Annotated in this window: 19 protein-coding genes and 4 tRNA genes; 15 read left to right on the top strand and 8 right to left on the bottom strand. The window is 73.5% G+C overall.

Annotated elements, in window-relative coordinates; translation table 11 throughout:
• Together ACRYR2_RS12045 and ACRYR2_RS12040 are read right to left on the bottom strand one after the other, a co-directional pair.
• Entirely contained in the window at positions 1–957 is a 957-nt protein-coding gene (locus tag ACRYR2_RS12045; RefSeq protein WP_432563103.1) for an alpha/beta hydrolase family protein, read from the bottom strand.
• A gap of 16 nt (positions 958–973) precedes the next feature.
• Positions 974–1,465 carry a YajQ family cyclic di-GMP-binding protein gene (locus ACRYR2_RS12040; RefSeq protein ID WP_432563102.1) on the bottom strand — a complete coding sequence of 164 codons (492 nt, stop codon included), beginning with the start codon at positions 1,463–1,465 and terminating at the stop codon, positions 974–976.
• Positions 1,466–1,571: 106 nt separating this feature from the next.
• Between ACRYR2_RS12040 and ACRYR2_RS12035 the strand changes: the two genes are divergently transcribed.
• From ACRYR2_RS12035 to ACRYR2_RS12000, 8 genes are all read left to right on the top strand, one after another.
• A tRNA-Tyr gene (locus ACRYR2_RS12035) sits at positions 1,572–1,653 on the top strand.
• 92 nt (positions 1,654–1,745) lie between these two features.
• Positions 1,746–1,817 (top strand) — tRNA-Thr (locus ACRYR2_RS12030).
• A 26-nt stretch (positions 1,818–1,843) separates the two neighbouring features.
• A tRNA-Met gene (locus ACRYR2_RS12025) sits at positions 1,844–1,916 on the top strand.
• Between the two features lie 147 nt (positions 1,917–2,063).
• Positions 2,064–2,231 (top strand): 50S ribosomal protein L33, encoded by a 168-nt coding sequence (gene rpmG / locus ACRYR2_RS12020; RefSeq protein WP_012085006.1) that lies wholly within the window; start codon positions 2,064–2,066, stop codon positions 2,229–2,231.
• Positions 2,232–2,262: 31 nt separating this feature from the next.
• Positions 2,263–2,727, top strand: a complete 465-nt coding sequence (locus ACRYR2_RS12015; protein ID WP_432563101.1) for an FAS1-like dehydratase domain-containing protein — start codon at positions 2,263–2,265, stop codon at positions 2,725–2,727.
• Positions 2,724–3,140: a MaoC/PaaZ C-terminal domain-containing protein gene (locus ACRYR2_RS12010; RefSeq protein ID WP_432563100.1), complete on the top strand. Its 417-nt coding sequence runs from the start codon at positions 2,724–2,726 to the stop codon at positions 3,138–3,140. Before ACRYR2_RS12015 ends, ACRYR2_RS12010 begins: the two co-directional genes overlap by 4 nt.
• 18 nt (positions 3,141–3,158) lie before the next feature.
• Positions 3,159–4,367, top strand: coding sequence for an MFS transporter (locus tag ACRYR2_RS12005; RefSeq protein ID WP_432563099.1), 1,209 nt, complete (start codon positions 3,159–3,161; stop codon positions 4,365–4,367).
• Positions 4,364–5,428 carry a UDP-N-acetylmuramate dehydrogenase gene (locus ACRYR2_RS12000; protein WP_432563098.1) on the top strand — a complete coding sequence of 355 codons (1,065 nt, stop codon included), beginning with the start codon at positions 4,364–4,366 and terminating at the stop codon, positions 5,426–5,428. Before ACRYR2_RS12005 ends, ACRYR2_RS12000 begins: the two co-directional genes overlap by 4 nt.
• Here ACRYR2_RS12000 and ACRYR2_RS11995 read toward each other — a convergent pair.
• The 6 genes from ACRYR2_RS11995 to ACRYR2_RS11970 form a co-directional block, all read right to left on the bottom strand.
• The gene (locus ACRYR2_RS11995) at positions 5,406–5,858 is read right to left on the bottom strand and encodes a GntR family transcriptional regulator (protein WP_432563097.1); all 453 of its coding nucleotides are present in this window, start codon (positions 5,856–5,858) and stop codon (positions 5,406–5,408) included. The two genes, ACRYR2_RS12000 and ACRYR2_RS11995, sit on opposite strands and share 23 nt — an antisense overlap.
• On the bottom strand, positions 5,851–6,747 hold the full coding sequence (locus ACRYR2_RS11990; protein ID WP_432563096.1) for a hypothetical protein: 897 nt from the start codon (positions 6,745–6,747) through the stop codon (positions 5,851–5,853). The genes ACRYR2_RS11995 and ACRYR2_RS11990 overlap by 8 nt, the downstream gene beginning before the upstream one ends.
• Before the next feature lie 42 nt (positions 6,748–6,789).
• A complete protein-coding gene (locus tag ACRYR2_RS11985) occupies positions 6,790–7,785 on the bottom strand; it encodes an adenosine deaminase (RefSeq protein WP_432563187.1) in 996 nt (331 codons plus the stop codon).
• 108 nt (positions 7,786–7,893) lie between these two features.
• On the bottom strand, positions 7,894–8,523 hold the full coding sequence (locus tag ACRYR2_RS11980) for a response regulator (protein WP_432563095.1): 630 nt from the start codon (positions 8,521–8,523) through the stop codon (positions 7,894–7,896).
• Entirely contained in the window at positions 8,520–9,746 is a 1,227-nt protein-coding gene (locus ACRYR2_RS11975) for a sensor histidine kinase (protein ID WP_432563094.1), read from the bottom strand. Before ACRYR2_RS11975 ends, ACRYR2_RS11980 begins: the two co-directional genes overlap by 4 nt.
• A gap of 56 nt (positions 9,747–9,802) precedes the next feature.
• Positions 9,803–11,056 carry a pyridoxal phosphate-dependent aminotransferase gene (locus tag ACRYR2_RS11970; protein ID WP_432563093.1) on the bottom strand — a complete coding sequence of 418 codons (1,254 nt, stop codon included), beginning with the start codon at positions 11,054–11,056 and terminating at the stop codon, positions 9,803–9,805.
• Between the two features lie 131 nt (positions 11,057–11,187).
• On the opposite strand from ACRYR2_RS11970, the gene ACRYR2_RS11965 reads away from it, so the two are divergent.
• From ACRYR2_RS11965 to rplL, 7 genes are all read left to right on the top strand, one after another.
• Positions 11,188–11,260 (top strand) — tRNA-Trp (locus ACRYR2_RS11965).
• A gap of 76 nt (positions 11,261–11,336) precedes the next feature.
• Positions 11,337–11,570 carry a preprotein translocase subunit SecE gene (gene secE, locus ACRYR2_RS11960; RefSeq protein WP_432563092.1) on the top strand — a complete coding sequence of 78 codons (234 nt, stop codon included), beginning with the start codon at positions 11,337–11,339 and terminating at the stop codon, positions 11,568–11,570.
• A 65-nt stretch (positions 11,571–11,635) separates the two neighbouring features.
• Positions 11,636–12,553 carry a transcription termination/antitermination protein NusG gene (gene nusG / locus ACRYR2_RS11955; protein WP_432563091.1) on the top strand — a complete coding sequence of 306 codons (918 nt, stop codon included), beginning with the start codon at positions 11,636–11,638 and terminating at the stop codon, positions 12,551–12,553.
• Positions 12,554–12,736: 183 nt separating this feature from the next.
• On the top strand, positions 12,737–13,168 hold the full coding sequence (gene rplK, locus ACRYR2_RS11950; RefSeq protein WP_432563090.1) for a 50S ribosomal protein L11: 432 nt from the start codon (positions 12,737–12,739) through the stop codon (positions 13,166–13,168).
• Positions 13,169–13,250: 82 nt separating this feature from the next.
• Complete coding sequence (gene rplA, locus ACRYR2_RS11945) at positions 13,251–13,967, top strand: 50S ribosomal protein L1 (protein ID WP_432563089.1); 717 nt, start codon at positions 13,251–13,253, stop codon at positions 13,965–13,967.
• Between the two features lie 346 nt (positions 13,968–14,313).
• Entirely contained in the window at positions 14,314–14,841 is a 528-nt protein-coding gene (gene rplJ, locus ACRYR2_RS11940) for a 50S ribosomal protein L10 (protein ID WP_432563088.1), read from the top strand.
• A gap of 78 nt (positions 14,842–14,919) precedes the next feature.
• Entirely contained in the window at positions 14,920–15,306 is a 387-nt protein-coding gene (gene rplL / locus ACRYR2_RS11935; protein WP_432563087.1) for a 50S ribosomal protein L7/L12, read from the top strand.
• Positions 15,307–15,445 lie beyond the last annotated feature (139 nt).

The following is a 15,445-nucleotide window of genomic DNA, read 5'->3' as shown; positions in this document are numbered from 1 at the left end:
CTACCCGAGGTTCGACTCCAGCCAGGCCGTGAACAGCGGGAACGACTGCCCGCCGGGGTCCAGCGGGTCCTCGTGGGACACGCCGTCGAGCAGGTGCAGCTCGACGGTGTCCCCGGCGGCCGTGGCCGCTCCGGCGAACGCCTCGGACTGGGAGTGGGGGACCGTCAGGTCGCCCGTGCCGTGCGAGACGAACAGCGGGAACCCGTACGGCACCCGGCGGACCGGATCGCCGATCGTGTAGCGGTCGCCCACCTCGTCGGGCGTCCCGCCGAACAGCGTCTGCACGTTGACGTCCGCCCCGAAGCCGAGCGGGGTCGGGTGCAGCACACCGGACATCGAGGCCGCGAACGCCGGCACGACGCGCGGGTCCGCACCGGGCTCACCGGCGCCCAGCGATCCCCGGGCGGCCGCCCACATCGCCAGGTGACCGCCGGCGGAGTGCCCGACGAAGCAGACCCGGTCGGTGGGCAGCGAGTACCGGTCGGCCGCCTCGGCGGCCATGTCGACGGCCGTGGCGGTGTCGGTGAACGTGCCGGTCCACCCGCCGCCGTCACCGTTGCCGCGGTAGTCGGCGCTCAGCACCGGCCACCCCTGACCCACCAGGGCGGCCACGAGGTCGTTGACGTTGCGCCGGTCGGTCGTGGCGTCCCAGCCGCCGCCGTGCACGAGGACGACGACCGCGTCGCGGTGCCCGTCCGCCGGCAGCCACAGGTCGCTGACCTGGCGGTAGTGGTCGCCGTAGCGGAACTCGGTCCGCTGGGAGGCCTCCAGTCCCTCCGGCACGAACGAGGGGTCCGTGCTCGCGTCCGGGGTGCCCGTGGCGGTGGGCGTCTGCGTCGGGGTGGGGGACTCCGACGAGGTCGTCGGCGTCGGCTCGGGCTCGGAGGAGGTGCACGCGGCCAGCGCGCCACCGCTCAGGGCCAGGCTCAGCAGTGCTCTGCGGCGCAAGGGGTTCACGCGCTCTGCCGGGGGATCAGCGGTAGTTCACGAACTGCAGGGCGACGTCGAGGTCGGCGCCCTTGAGCAGCGCGATGACGTCCTGCAGGTCGTCGCGGCTCTTGGAGCTGACGCGCATCTCCTCGCCCGTCACCTGCGTCTTGACGCCCTTGGGGCCCTCGTCGCGGATGATCTTGCCGATCTTCTTCGCGACGTCCTGGGCCAGGCCCTCCTTGAGCGTGGCGGTGATCCGGTACTCCTTGCCCGACTGCGCCGGCTCGGAGGTGTCCAGGGCCTTCAGGGAGACCCCGCGCTTGATGAGCTTGGTCTGCAGGACGTCCAGGACGGCGTTCACGCGGTCCTCGGAGTTGGCGACCATGACGATGCTCTCGCCGCTCCAGCGGACGTCGGCGCCGACGCCCTTGAAGTCGTAGCGCTGCGAGATCTCCTTGGCCGCCTGGTTGAGGGCGTTGTCGACCTCCTGCCGGTCCACCTTGCTGACGACGTCGAACGACGAGTCGCTGGCCACGCGGGGGTCCTCCTGGTGAGTGCGTCGGGCGTCTGCGGGTGCTCGGTTTCCGAGCACCGCCTCGGGCTTGCTATGGTCTCACTGTCGCCAGCGCGCTGGTGGCACTGGCGGGTTGCCCGAGCGGCCAAAGGGAGCGGATTGTAAATCCGCCGGCATTGCCTACGTTGGTTCGAATCCATCACCCGCCACGTCGCGAGTCGCGGCCCGGTGCCGGTCACGGCACCGGGTCGCGGCGTGTAAGGTCGTCACCGGCCGTGCACGCGGCACAGCAAGTGGTTTCGCCCCGATAGCTCAGTGGTAGAGCACTTCCTTGGTAAGGAAGAGGTCTCGAGTTCAATCCTCGATCGGGGCTCGCAGCCGGCGGCTCCCGCCGGACGCGGCGGGGTAGCTCAGTTGGTAGAGCAAGCGGCTCATAATCGCTGTGTCGCCGGTTCAAGTCCGGCCCTCGCTACAGCGCACGACTCGTTCCGAGCGGTCCCCCTCAGGGTGGCCGCTCGTCGCGCGTTCGGGCGCACCGCGCTCGTCGCGTACCCTTGGGGGAGATCGGCGGCGCTTGCACCGCCCGCAGTCCCACGAAACTGAGGAAGAGGCACCCGCCGTGGCCAAGACCACCGACGTCCGCCCGAAGATCACGATGGCTTGCACCGAGTGCAAGGAGCGGAACTACATCACCAAGAAGAACCGTCGGAACGACCCCGACCGTCTCGACCTGGCGAAGTTCTGCCCGCGTTGCGGCAAGAAGACCACGCACCGCGAGACCCGCTGACCCTCTCCTCGATCCGGGAGCACGCACCGCTGTGACGACCGTCAGCGTCGACGAGTCCTTCACCGGACGCGTCTACCCGGCCACCGGGACGACCAGCGTGACCGCCGACGCGGTCCGGGCCTTCGCCCGGGCCGTGCGGGCGGTCCACCCCGTGCACCACGACGTCGAGGCGGCCCGCGCGGCCGGCTTCACCGACGTCGTCGCGCCGCCGACGTTCGCGGTGACGCTCGCCCAGACCGCCGAGGCGCAGTTCGTCGCCGACCCGGCCGCGGGCATCGACTTCTCCCGGGTGGTGCACGGCGAGGAGCAGTTCGTCCACCACCGCCCGATCGTCGCCGGCGACGAGCTCGCCGCGGAGGTCCACGTCGACCGCGTCCGCGTCGTGCGCGGCAACGCCATGGTCACCACCCGCACCGAACTCACCCTCGCCGACGGCACCCCGGTGACGACGGTCACGTCGATGCTCGTCGTGCGCGCCCCGGAGGACGCCGCGTGAACTTCGACGACGTCGAGGTCGGCCACGAGCTGCCGGCCGCGCACTACGAGCTGTCCCGCGAGGACCTGCGCGCCTACGCCGAGGCCTCGGGCGACCGCAACCCCATCCACCTCGACGAGGCGACCGCCAAGGCCGTCGGCCTCCCGGACGTCATCGCCCACGGGATGCTGACCATGGGCCTGGCCGGCACCGTCGTCGCCGACTGGGCCGGGAACCCGGGCGCCGTCGTGTCCTACGGCACGAAGTTCACCGCTCCCGTCGTCGTCGCCGCCGACACGCCCGCCGTCGTCGACGTGAGCGGCACGGTCGCCTCCCGCGACGCCGAGGCCCGCACCGTCGAGGTCGACCTGACCGTCACCAGCGGCGGCGCCAAGGTCCTCACCCGCGCCCGCGCGGTCGTCCGCCTTCCGTGACCGACCGGTGAGCCGCCGGTGAGCCACGCCTCACCCGCGGCGCTGCGCGCGAGGACGGCCGTCTACGCGGCCTTCGTGCTCAACGGGTTCGCCTTCTCCTCCTGGGTCTCGCGCATCCCCTCGGTGCGCGACGGCCTCGACCTCACCCCCGGCCGCCTGAGCCTGCTGCTGCTCGCGCTGTCCGTCGGCTCCGTCCTGGCCATGCCGCTGGCCGGGGCCGTCGTGCTGCGCATCGGCCGGGCCCGCACGGTGATGGCCGGCGCCACGACCACCGCCGTCGGCATGTCGGTGGTGGCCCTGGCCGTCGACGGGCTGCACAGCGTCCCGCTGGCGGCGGCCGGCCTGTTCCTGCAGGGGGTGGGGGTGGCGAGCTGGGACGTCGCCATGAACGTCGAGGGGACCGTCGTCGAGCGGCGGCTGGACCGGGCGATCATGTCCCGCTTCCACGCCGGGTACAGCTTCGGCACCGTCCTGGCCGCCGGTGTCGGCGTCCTGCTGCTGGCCGCGGACCTGCCCACCTGGGTCCAGCTGGGCGCCACGGCCGTGCTGGCGTTCGTCGGCGCCGCCGTCGTCGTCCGGTCCTTCCTGCCTGACGCGGCCCCGGTCGGGGGCGAGACGCGCAGCGGGATCACGCTGGGGCAGGCCTGGCGCGAACCGCGGACGCTGCTCATCGGCGTCATGGTCCTGGGCATGGCCTTCGTCGAGGGCACGGCCAACGACTGGCTGGCCGTCGGGCTGGTCGACGGGTACGACGTCTCCCACGAGGTCGGCGTCGCCGGGTTCGCCGTCTTCGTCACCGCGATGACCGTGGGCCGGCTGCTGGGCCCGGTCGTCCTGGCCCGGATGCCGCGGGTGCGGGTGCTGCGGATCTGCGCCGCCCTCGCCGTCGCCGGTGTCCTCGTCTTCGTGTTCTCCCCGGCGGTGCCGCTGGCCGTCGTCGGCGCGGCGCTGTGGGGCGCCGGCGCCGCCCTCGGCTTCCCGGTCGGGATGACCGCGGCCGCCGACGAGGAGGTCAACGCGGCCGTGCGGGTGAGCGTGGTGTCCTCGGTCGGGTACGCCGCGTTCCTGGCCGGCCCGCCGCTGCTGGGCTTCCTCGCCGACCACGTCGGGGTGCGCGACGCGGTCACCGCGGCCGCCGTGCTGTCCGCCCTGGCACTGGTCGTCTCGGGCGCGGCCAAGCCCCACCACGCCGGGGTCGAACTCGGACGAGGCAAGGTGTCCTCGTGACGGATCTGGCTGAACTCACCACCCTGCGCGTCGGCGGCCCGGCCCGCCGCCTGGTGCGCGCCACCACCGAGGCCGAGCTGGTCGAGGCCGTCTCGGCGGCCGACGCCGCCGGGGAACCACTGCTGCTGGTGGCGGGCGGCTCCAACCTGCTGGTCGCCGACGAGGGGTTCGACGGGACCGTCGTCCACGTCGCCACCCAGGGCTTCGACGTCCCCTCCGAGGACGCCTGCGGCGGCGGGATCGTCACGGTCGCCGCCGGGCACCGGTTCGACGACTTCGTCGAGACGGCCGTCACCCGCGGCTGGGCCGGTGTCGAGGCACTGTCCGGCATCCCCGGCAGCGTCGGTGCGACCCCTGTGCAGAACGTGGGCGCCTACGGCCAGGAGGTCGCCCAGACGGTCCAGACGGTCCGCACCTGGGACCGCGTCGAACGGCGGCAGAAGACGTTCGTCGCCGCCGAACTGCGCTTCGGCTACCGCACCTCGCTGCTCAAGCAGACCCGGGTCGCGCTCGCGGGAGGGCACGCCGAGAGCCGCTACGTGGTGCTCGACGTGACGTTCCAGTTCCCGCTGCGGCAGGCGGCCTCCGAGGTCACCTACCCCGAGCTGGCCCGCACCCTGGGCGTCGAGCTGGGCACCCTGGTGCCCTCCCGCGACGTGCGCGAGGCGGTGCTGGCCCTGCGCGCGGGCAAGGGCATGGTCTGGGACCCGGCCGACCGCAGCGACCACGACACCTGGAGCGCGGGATCGTTCTTCACCAACCCGGTGCTGACCCCCGCCGAGGCCGACCGGCTGCCCACCGACGCGCCCCGGTTCCCCGCCGCGGACGGGCGGGTCAAGACGTCGGCGGCCTGGCTCATCGACCGCGCCGGTTTCGGCAAGGGCTTCGGCGCCCCCGGCCCGGCCGCGCTGTCCACCAAGCACACGCTGGCCCTGACCAACCGCGGGAACGCCCGGGCGACCGACCTGCTGGCCCTGGCCCGCACCGTGGCCGACGGGGTGGAGCGCGAGTTCGGCGTCCGGCTCGTCAACGAACCCGTCATCGTGGGCGCCATCCTCTGACGTCTCCCGGCCGGGCAGGGGGGTGGCCCGTCGCCGGGCGGGCGCTCGCGGGGTGTTCCGTCCGGGCGTTGCTGGCGAGCGCCGCCCGGACCACGTCGAGGGCCTGGTCCGGGGACAGTCCCGAGCTCAGGGCCCGCTCCACGAAACCCTCCGCCGCCCACCGCACGTCCTCCTCCACGGTGACCTGGGCGGCGACGACGGTGCCCGTCCGGCGGCGGGACGTGACGGTTCCGGCGGTCTCGAGCTCGCGGTAGGCCCGCTGCACCGTGCCGACCGCGAGGCCGAGGTCGGCCGCCAGGGAACGCGCCGCCGGCAGCCGGTCGCCCTCGCGCAGCGCGCCCGTCGTGACCAGCGTGGTGATCTGCTCGCGCAGCTGCTCGTAGGCGGGGACGGCGGAGCGGGTGTCCACGACGACCCTCAGCTCAGGCACGGGCCGGCCCCCGCGCGGGGACGAGCAGGACGGCCAGGGCGGCCAGGAGCAGGACCGCGCCCGCGATCGTCACCCCGTCGGCGACGGCGTTCCAGAGCGGGCCGGGGCCGAACGAGCGGCTCGAGCCCGGGGCCGGGCTCGCCTCGCCGTCCAGGCGGCCGGCCGCGGTACCGCCGAGGACCAGCATCGCCGCCGTGGTGCCCAGCAGCCCCGCCGTGCACCCCCGCAGCGCCCGGTGGGCCGCCGCGCGGCGCAGGGCACCGTCGGTCGCCGCGTCCGCACCGGGCACGGCGGGCCGGTGCGGCACCCGCAGCAGGACGGCCGACGTCAGCGCCACGGCCACGACCGCCGCCAGCGCGACCGGGCCCGCGTAGTACGCACCCGGGAACGGGCCGGCGGACGACGACGCGGTCCCGTCCGACCAGGAGACGGCCCGGCCGGAGTCGTCGGCGAGCAGCGTCCCGGCCGCGCAGGTCGCCAGGGTCAGCGCGCCCGCGACCAGGAAGAGCACGCCCGCCCCGGGCGCCGCCTGGTGTCGCACGCTGCGCACCGCCAGGCGAGCGGACCGGACCCGCTGGGCGGGGCGGGGCCAGCTCAGCTCCCCGACGAGGAGCACGGCGGCGTGGACGGCCGCGGCCACCAGCGGGGCCACCGCGACGAGCTGGGTGCGCGGCAGGCTCGTCTGCGGCAGCGAGGTGCCGACGACCGTGAGCGCTGCGGCCACCGCGAGCGCGAGGGCACCGAGCACCGTGCCGCGCCGACGGGCCCGGGCGACGGGCGCGGTGAGCTCGTGCGAGGGCACCCGGCGGGCGATCACCACGACGGCGACGACCAGCGCGGCGAGCAGGAACACGGACAGCGGCAGGGCCGCGGCGACGGGACCGGACACGGCGCCTCCCGGTGGGGTCAATGAGTCAGCTCATTGAGTCAATCACATCGCGAGGGCTTGCGCGGCCGGTTCCGCGGTGTCGGACAGCAGCCAGTCGTCGATCGCCGCGTGCAGGTCCCGCTTCGTCGCCGCCGGCGCCCGCGAGGCGCTGACGGAGGACTTCGCCAGCGCGGCCAGCGCCTCGTCGTCGAACCCGTGGTCCTCCCGCGCACTGCGGTACTGGGCCGTCAGCCGGGGCCCGAACAGCAGCGGGTCGTCGGCGCCGAGCGCCACCGTGGCCCCGGCGGACACCAGCTGCCGCAACGGGACGCGGTTCAGGTCGGGGTAGACGCCGAGCGAGACGTTGCTCGTCGGGCAGACCTCCAGGGCGACCCCGTGCCGGACCAGCCGGTCCAGCACCCGGGGGTCCTCCCCGCTGCGCACCCCGTGCCCGAGCCGGTCGGGGTGCAGCGTGCGCAGGGTCTGCTCGACGTGCCCCGGCCCGAGCAGCTCACCCGAGTGCGGAACGCAGGCCAGTCCCGCGGCGCGGGCGATGTCGAAGGCCGCGGCGAACTCGGCCGTGTCGCCACGGCGTTCGTCGTTGGACAGCCCGAACCCGACGACCGTGCCCGCCCCCTCGCCGGCGTACCGGGCCGCGAGCCGAGCCAGCGTGCGGGCGTCCAGCGGGTGCCGGATCCGGCTGGCCGCCACGACGACGGCGACCGCGGTGCCCGTCAGCGCCGTCGCGTCCCGTGCGGCCTGCAGGACGATCTCCAGGGCCGGCGTGAGGCCCCCGACGTGCACGGCGTAGGAGGTCGGGTCGACCTGCAGCTCCAGCCAGCGCGAGCCCTCGGCGGCGTCGTCGGCCGCGGCCTCCAGGACGATGCGACGCATGTCCCCGGGGGTGCGGACGCAGGCCCGGGCCGCGTCGTAGAGCCGCTGGAAGCGGAACCAGCCCCGCTCGTCCGCCGACAGCGTGATCATCGCCTGCGAGCTGAGGGTGGCCGGCAGGCGGATCCGGTGCTGCTGCGCGAGCTCGAGCAGCGTGCTGGGCCGCATCGACCCGGTGAAGTGCAGGTGCAGGTGGGCCTTCGGCAGCCCTTCGAGCGAGCGCGTCACGCTCCGTCAGTCTGCCAGCACTCCAGGTTCCACGCTCCCCGCACGGGGTCAGGCGGGTGGGGGGAGCAGGCCGCGCTGGATGGCCACCGTGACGGCGTGCGTCCGGTCGTCGACGCCCAGCTTGGCGAACACCCGCAGCAGGTGGGTCTTGACGGTGGCCTCGCCGATGAACAGCTCCCGCCCGATCTCGGCGTTCGTCGACCCCCGCGACACCGCCGCCAGCACCTCGAGCTCGCGCGGCGTCAGCCCCTCCTGCGCGGGGGCGCGCAGCCGGGCCATCAGCCGGGCGGCCACGGGCGGAGCCAGCACCGTCTCCCCCCGGGCGGCGGCCCGCACGGCGTCGGCCAGCTGCACCAGGGGAGTGTCCTTGAGCAGGTAGCCCGTCGCGCCGGCCTCGACGGCCCGGACGATGTCGGCGTCGGTCTCGTAGGTCGTCAGGACGAGCACGTGCACGTCCGGGTGCTCGCGGCGGATCCGCTCGGTGGCCGTCGCGCCGTCCATGACGGGCATCCGCAGGTCCATCAGCACCACGTCGGGCAGCAGCCGGGACACCAGCTCGAGCGCCTCCCGGCCGTCCCCGGCGCTGCCGACGACCTCCAGGTCCCCGGCGGCCGCCAGCAGGCCCTCGAGCCCGCCGCGCACCACGGGGTGGTCGTCGACCACCAGGACGCGCGTCACGCCTCGGCCTCGCCCCGTGCGACGGCGGGTGCGGGCACCGCGATGCGCAACCGCGTGCCGCCACCGGGCGAGCCGGCCACCTCGAACACCCCGCCCGCCTCCTCCACCCGCCGGCGCATGCCCGCCAGCCCGTACCCCTGCGGCTCGGCGACGTCCGAGGCGCTGATGCCCACCCCGTCGTCGACGACCTCCAGACTCGCCGTGCCGTCGGCCGTGGCCAGCACGACCTGCGCGCTGCGCGCCCCCGCGTGCTTGCGCACGTTCCCCAGCGCCTCCTGGGCCGCGCGCAGCAGGACGACCTGCTGCGCCCGCGGCAGCTCCTCGGCCCCGTCGGTCACGACGGTCACCTCCACCCCGCTCTCGCGCGAGACCCGCCCGGCCACCCGGCGCAGCGCCTCGCCCAGCGTCGTCGCCCCCTCCAGCCCCACGGGCGTCATCGCGGCGACCAGCGTCCGGGCCTCGGCCAGCCCCGCCCGGGCCGCCTCCTCGATGAGTTCGAGCTGCCGGCGGGTCGGGGCGTCCTGCGCCGACGCGGCGGCGGTCTGGGCCAGCAGGACGATGCCGGTGAAACCCTGCGCGAGGGTGTCGTGGATGTCCGCGGCCAGCCGGGTCCGCTCGGCGGTGACCCCTGCCTCGTGGTGCGCCGCGACGAGTTCCGCGCGGGTGTCCTCCAGGGCCTCGATGAGCGCGGCGCGTTCCTCGCTCTGCGCGACGACCTGCGAGATCCAGAAGCCCAGTGCGCAGGTGAACCCGACGCTGACGAGCATCGAGACCGCGATGTCCACCGTGGCCACGTCCGGGCCGTGGCCCAGCGTCATGCCTGCCAGACCGGCCAGCGCGACCGCGACCGTCCACAGCGCGCCCTCGCGCCGGGAGTCGGTGAGGAACCACGTCTGCGGGAAGGCGATGAACAGCAGGAAGTCCAGCGAGGGGGCGCTCGCGAAGACCACCGCGAACCCCGCGACCATCACGGCGAGGTAGGCCCGCGCCCGCCGGTCGCGGTGCCGGGCCCCCCGCGAGCCGAGCGCGACGTAGGCCACCACGACGACGGCCAGGGCGCCGGCCGCGGTCCACGGCCGCGGTTCCGCCCCGAGGAGCAGGACCGCGGCCGCGATGAGCACGAACAGCGCGAAGGCGGCGTGCCAGCCCGGGATGCTGCGCACCCACCAGGACGTCCTGCCGGGGGAGGCGCTCCTCGACCAGCGCTCGCGGGGTGTCGGCACCCGCACAGTGTCGGGGACCGGACGCCCGGCGCGGGTGGTGCCGGTGGCGGTGCGGCTCAGCGCACCTCGGCCAGCAGGGTCTGGATCCGCTCCACGCCGGCGACGAGGTCGGCGTCGGCCAGCGCGTACGACAAGCGCAGGAACCCGCTGGGGCCGAAGGCCTCGCCGGGGACCACGGCCACCTCGGCCTCGGTGAGGATGATCTCGGCCAGCGCGGCCGAGGAGGTGATCTCCTTGCCGCGCAACGTCTTGCCGATGAGGCCCTGGACGCTCGGGTAGGCGTAGAAGGCCCCCTGCGGCAGGGGGCAGTCCACCCCGTCGATCGCGTCGAGCATCTGCACCATCGTGCGGCGGCGGCGGTCGAACGCCTCGCGCATCTGCGCCACGGCGCTCAGGTCGCCCGTCAGCGCCTGCACCGCGGCGCGCTGGGACACGTTGGCGACGTTGGACGACAGGTGCGACTGCAGGTTGCCCGCCCCCTCGACCACGTCGGCCGGGGCGATCATCCAGCCCACCCGCCAGCCCGTCATCGCGTACGTCTTCGCGACGCCGTTGAGCACGATGCAGGTGTCGGCCAGCTCGGGCACCTCCACGGGCATCGACGCGGCGCGGACCCCGTCGTAGACGAGGTGCTCGTAGATCTCGTCGGTGACGACCCACACGCCGTGCTCCAGGGCCCACCGCCCGATCGCCCGGACCTCCTCGGGGGAGTAGACCGCCCCGGTCGGGTTGGACGGGGAGTTGAACAGCAGCGCCTTCGTGCGCGGGGTGCGGGCCGCCTCGAGCTGGTCGACGGTCACCTTGTAGCCCTGCTCGATCCCGGCGAACACCTCGACGCTCACGCCGCCGGCCAGCCGCGCGGCCTCGGGGTACGTCGTCCAGTACGGCGCCGGCAGCAGCAGCTCGTCGCCCGGGTCCAGGATCGCGGCGAACGCCTCGTAGACGGCCTGCTTGCCACCGTTGGTCACCAGGACCTGGCCCGGGGACACCTCGTAGCCGGAGTCGCGCAGCGTCTTGGCCGCGATCGCCTCCTTGAGGGCGGGCAGCCCGCCGGCGGGCGTGTAGCGGTGGTTGGCCGGGTCGGTGCAGGCCGCGACGGCCGCCTCGACGATGGCCTGCGGGGTGGGGAAGTCCGGCTCGCCCGCGCCGAACCCGATGACCGGACGGCCGGCGGCCTTGAGCGCCTTCGCCTTGGCGTCCACCGCGAGGGTGGCGGACTCGGCGATGCCCGCGACGCGGGCGGACACCCGGCGTCGGGCCTCGGTGCGGGCGGCGGTCTGGGAGGTCGTCTGCGCGGACACGGAGGTCATCCTTCCACCCCCCGCGCACGGTCACCGGGGGACTGGTTCGACGGTGGGGGCTCCCGTCACCTATGGTGGTCGCGGCGGTCCCCGTACCGCTGTGGTGGAGTGCGCCTCGTGAGGGGTGTTCCGATCCGCTCAGGGCAGTGGCGCAATTGGTAGCGCACCGGTCTCCAAAACCGGCGGTTGTGGGTTCGAGTCCCTCCTGCCCTGCGAGCAGCACCCGTGTTCCGGCCCTGCCGGAGCACGTCCGAGAAGGCGAGCATCGACAGGAGCGGGGCAGCCCGAGGTGAGCCAGACGACGAAGGCCATGGCGGAACCCGGCGAGGCCAAGAGGCGGACCGGCCTGCTGCTGTTCCTGCGCCAGGTCATCGAGGAACTGCGCAAGGTCGTGTGGCCCAGCCGCCACGACCTGCTGAGCTACACCGGCGTCGTGCTCGTCTTCGTCGTGGTGATGATGCTCTTCGTCTCCGCGCTGGACTACGGCATCGGCAAGCTCGTCCTGCTGGTGTTCGGGTCCTGACGAACGTCGGTGCGCACCAGCCTGGTGCGCGCGAGTCCCGATCCCGAAGGAAGCAGGTCAGCACCGTGTCGGAGCAGTGGGGTCCCTCGTACGGCGGCGACCGGCCGGCCGACGACTCCGAGGAGGCGTTCGCCTCGCCCCAGACGTACGACGCCGAGGACGTCCGCGAGGACGCCGCCGCGGACTACGCCGCTGACGAGGACGACGCCGCCCTGGCGCCGACCGAGCCCGTGGGCGACGCCCTCGGTGCGCCCGAGGGTGACGAGGCCGGCGACCTGAACTCCGAGTCCGCCGCGGACGCCGACGAGGCGCTCGACGAGACCGCCGGGGAGTCCTCCGAGGAGGACCTCGACTCCGGCGAGGGTGACGTCGACGAGGCCGAGGAGTTCCGCAAGAAGCTGCGGCGCCTGCCCGGTGAGTGGTTCGTCATCCACTCCTACGCCGGGTACGAGAACCGGGTGAAGACCAACCTCGAGACCCGCATGACCTCCCTCAACATGGAGGACTACATCTTCCAGGTCGAGGTGCCCATGGAAGAGGTCGTCGAGGTCAAGAACGGCCAGCGCAAGAACGTGCGCCGCGTCCGCATCCCCGGCTACGTGCTCGTCCGCATGGACCTGACCGACGAGTCGTGGGGCGCCGTGCGGCACACCCCGGGCGTGACGGGCTTCGTGGGCAACACCCACCAGCCGGTCCCGTTGTCGCAGGACGAGATCTTCTCCATGCTCGCCCCCGCGCTGACGCCCAAGCCCGCCAAGGCCGGCGAGAAGGCCGCCGCCGGCGGCACCGCCACCGCGGCCCCGGCCAAGGTCGTGGACTTCGAGGTCGGCGAGTCCGTCACCGTCATGGAGGGCCCCTTCGAGACCCTCCCGGCGACGATCTCCGAGATCGCCCCGGACCGGCAGAAGCTCACCGTCCTGGTGTCGATCTTCGGCCGCGAGACCCCGGTCGAGCTCAACTTCAACCAGGTCGCCAAGATCTGACGCCGCCGCACCGCCCGCAACCCCCTGCCCCGCAACGGGCCAGGGGGTCGCGGCGTTCACGCGGCCCTTCGCGATCCGGGGCACACCCGCAGAACGCGTAGACTGGACGACGGCCTCAACACGTCGTCGCCCGATCCGCGGGCACCGAAGGGCCGAACCACGCCACGAGGAGAGGGATCGCTCATGCCCCCCAAGAAGAAGGTCGCCGGGCTCATCAAGCTCCAGATCAAGGCCGGCCAGGCGACCCCGGCCCCGCCGATCGGCCCCGCGCTCGGTCAGCACGGCGTGAACATCATGGAGTTCTGCAAGGCGTACAACGCGCAGACCGAGTCGCAGCGCGGCAACGTCATCCCGGTCGAGATCACGGTCTACGAGGACCGCTCGTTCACCTTCATCACCAAGACCCCGCCGGCCGCCGAGCTCATCAAGAAGGCCGCGGGCGTGGAGAAGGGTTCCGGGACCCCGCACACGACCAAGGTCGCGAACCTGACCCAGGCGCAGATCCGCGAGATCGCGGAGATGAAGCTGCAGGACCTGAACGCCAAGGACGTGGACATGGCCGCGCGCATCATCGCCGGCACCGCCCGCTCCATGGGCATCACCGTCTCCGACTGACCCCGGTCAGCCGGCAGTTCCAGTGGCAGGGCCGCGCGCGGCCCGTCCGACCACGACCCTCAACCATCGAAGAGGAGCAGAAGTGAAGCGCAGCAAGGCCTACCGCGCCGCAGCCGAGAAGATCGACGGCGACGCCCTGTACGCCCCCCTCGACGCCGTCAAGCTGGCCCGCGAGACGTCGACCACCAAGTACGACGCCACCGTCGAGGTCGCGTTCCGTCTCGGTGTCGACCCCCGCAAGGCCGACCAGATGGTCCGCGGCACCGTCAACCTGCCGCACGGCACCGGCAAGACCGCCCGCGTGCTGGTCTTCGCCGTCGGTGACCGCGCCGCGCAGGCCGAGGCCGCCGGCGCCGACATCGTCGGTGGCGACGAGCTCATCGACGAGGTGGCCAAGGGCCGTCTCGACTTCGACGCCGCCGTGGCGACCCCCGACCTCATGGGCAAGGTCGGTCGTCTGGGCAAGGTGCTGGGCCCCCGCGGCCTGATGCCGAACCCGAAGACCGGCACCGTGACCATGGACGTCGCGAAGGCCGTCACGGAGATCAAGGGCGGGAAGATCGAGTTCCGCACCGACAAGCACGCCAACCTGCACTTCATCATCGGCAAGGCGTCCTTCGACGACACCCAGCTCGTCGAGAACTACGCCGCCGCCCTCGACGAGGTGCTGCGTCTGAAGCCGTCGTCCTCCAAGGGTCGCTACCTGAAGAAGGCGACGATCGCCACGACGATGGGCCCCGGCATCCAGGTCGACCCGGCCCTCACCCGCAACCTGACGGGCGAGGCCACCAGCGCCTGATCCAGGCCTGAACCACCCCGCAGGGCGGGACTCCTCGTGGAGTCCCGCCCTGCGGCGTTCCCGGGCTCGTGCCTCCTCCTCACCTCCCCGCGGCCGGTGAGCGGCCGCGCTCGCGCGTCACGACCACCCCGTCACGGCGTGTACCCTTGAGGAGTACCGAAGACCGCCGGTCGCCGTTCCCCCCGGGGAGTGGCAGAAGGTCCCGTTCCGCGGGCGACCTGCGCAGGTGAGCAAGCTTCGATCGTGGCCTCGTGGCCGCCCTCCGACGCCCCGCGCTCCTGCGCCGGGGCGTTTCGTGCGTTCGGGCTCCGACCGGCCTCCCCCGAGACGAGGAAGGAGGGCACACGTGCCGAAGCCCAGGAACATCGCGGCCGTGAAGGAGATCACGGCTCTGTTCCAGAAGTCGAACGCAGCGGTGCTCACCGAGTACCGGGGGTTGTCCGTCGCGCAGATCACCAACCTGCGTGCGGCGCTGGGTCCTGACACGACCTACGCGGTCCTGAAGAACACGCTGACCACCATCGCCGCGAAGGAGGCCGGTGTCACGGCCTTCGAGGGGCAGCTGTCCGGCCCCTCCGCGATCGCCTTCATCACCGGTGACCCGGTCGAGGCGGCCAAGGGCCTGCGTGACTTCGCCCGGACCAACCCCCAGCTGGTCGTCAAGAGCGGCATGCTCGACGGCCGCGCGATCAGCGCCGCTGACGTCACCGCCCTGGCCGATCTGGAGTCCCGCGAGGTGCTCCTGGCCAAGGTCGCCGGCGTCCTCAAGGCGTCCCAGGCCAAGGCCGCCGCGCTGTTCCAGGCGCCGCTGTCGAAGACCGTCCGCACCGTGGAAGCGTTGCGGGAGAAGCAGGCCGGTTCCGAAGCTGCCTGATCGGGCAGCTCCAGACCGACCACACCCGCCCGCAGGCGCACACCTGCGGATCACCCCAGCACAGGAAGGACCGCCACCATGGCGAAGCTCAGCACCGAAGAGCTCATCGACGCGTTCAAGGAACTGACCCTCATCGAGCTCTCCGAGTTCGTGAAGCAGTTCGAAGAGGTCTTCGACGTCACCGCCGCCGCCCCCGTGGCCGTCGCTGCCGGCCCGGCCGGTGGCGGGACCGCCGCTCCGGCCGAGGAGGAGAAGGACGAGTTCGACGTCATCCTCGCCTCCGCCGGTGACAAGAAGATCGGCGTCATCAAGGAGGTCCGCGCGCTGACCTCCCTCGGCCTCAAGGAGGCCAAGGACCTCGTCGACGGCGCCCCCAAGCCCGTCCTCGAGAAGGTCAACAAGGAGACCGCCGAGAAGGCGAAGGCGCAGCTCGAGGGCGCCGGCGCCACCGTCGAGCTCAAGTGACCCGTTCCCGGGGCTGACCCGGGAGCACACCGCAGGGGGGGGGGGGGCGCGGCCCCCGGCGGCGCGGCCGGGCGGGGGGGGGGCCCCGCGCCCCCCGGGGGCCCCCCCCCCACACTCGTGGGGTGGGGGGCGGTGGCGG

Origin of the sequence: Kineococcus deserti, from assembly GCF_050871945.1 — a bacterium.
Lineage (GTDB): Bacteria > Actinomycetota > Actinomycetes > Actinomycetales > Kineococcaceae > Kineococcus.
The sequence above is the reverse complement of the archived record's forward strand: the minus strand, read 5'-3'. Positions and strand labels throughout refer to the sequence as shown.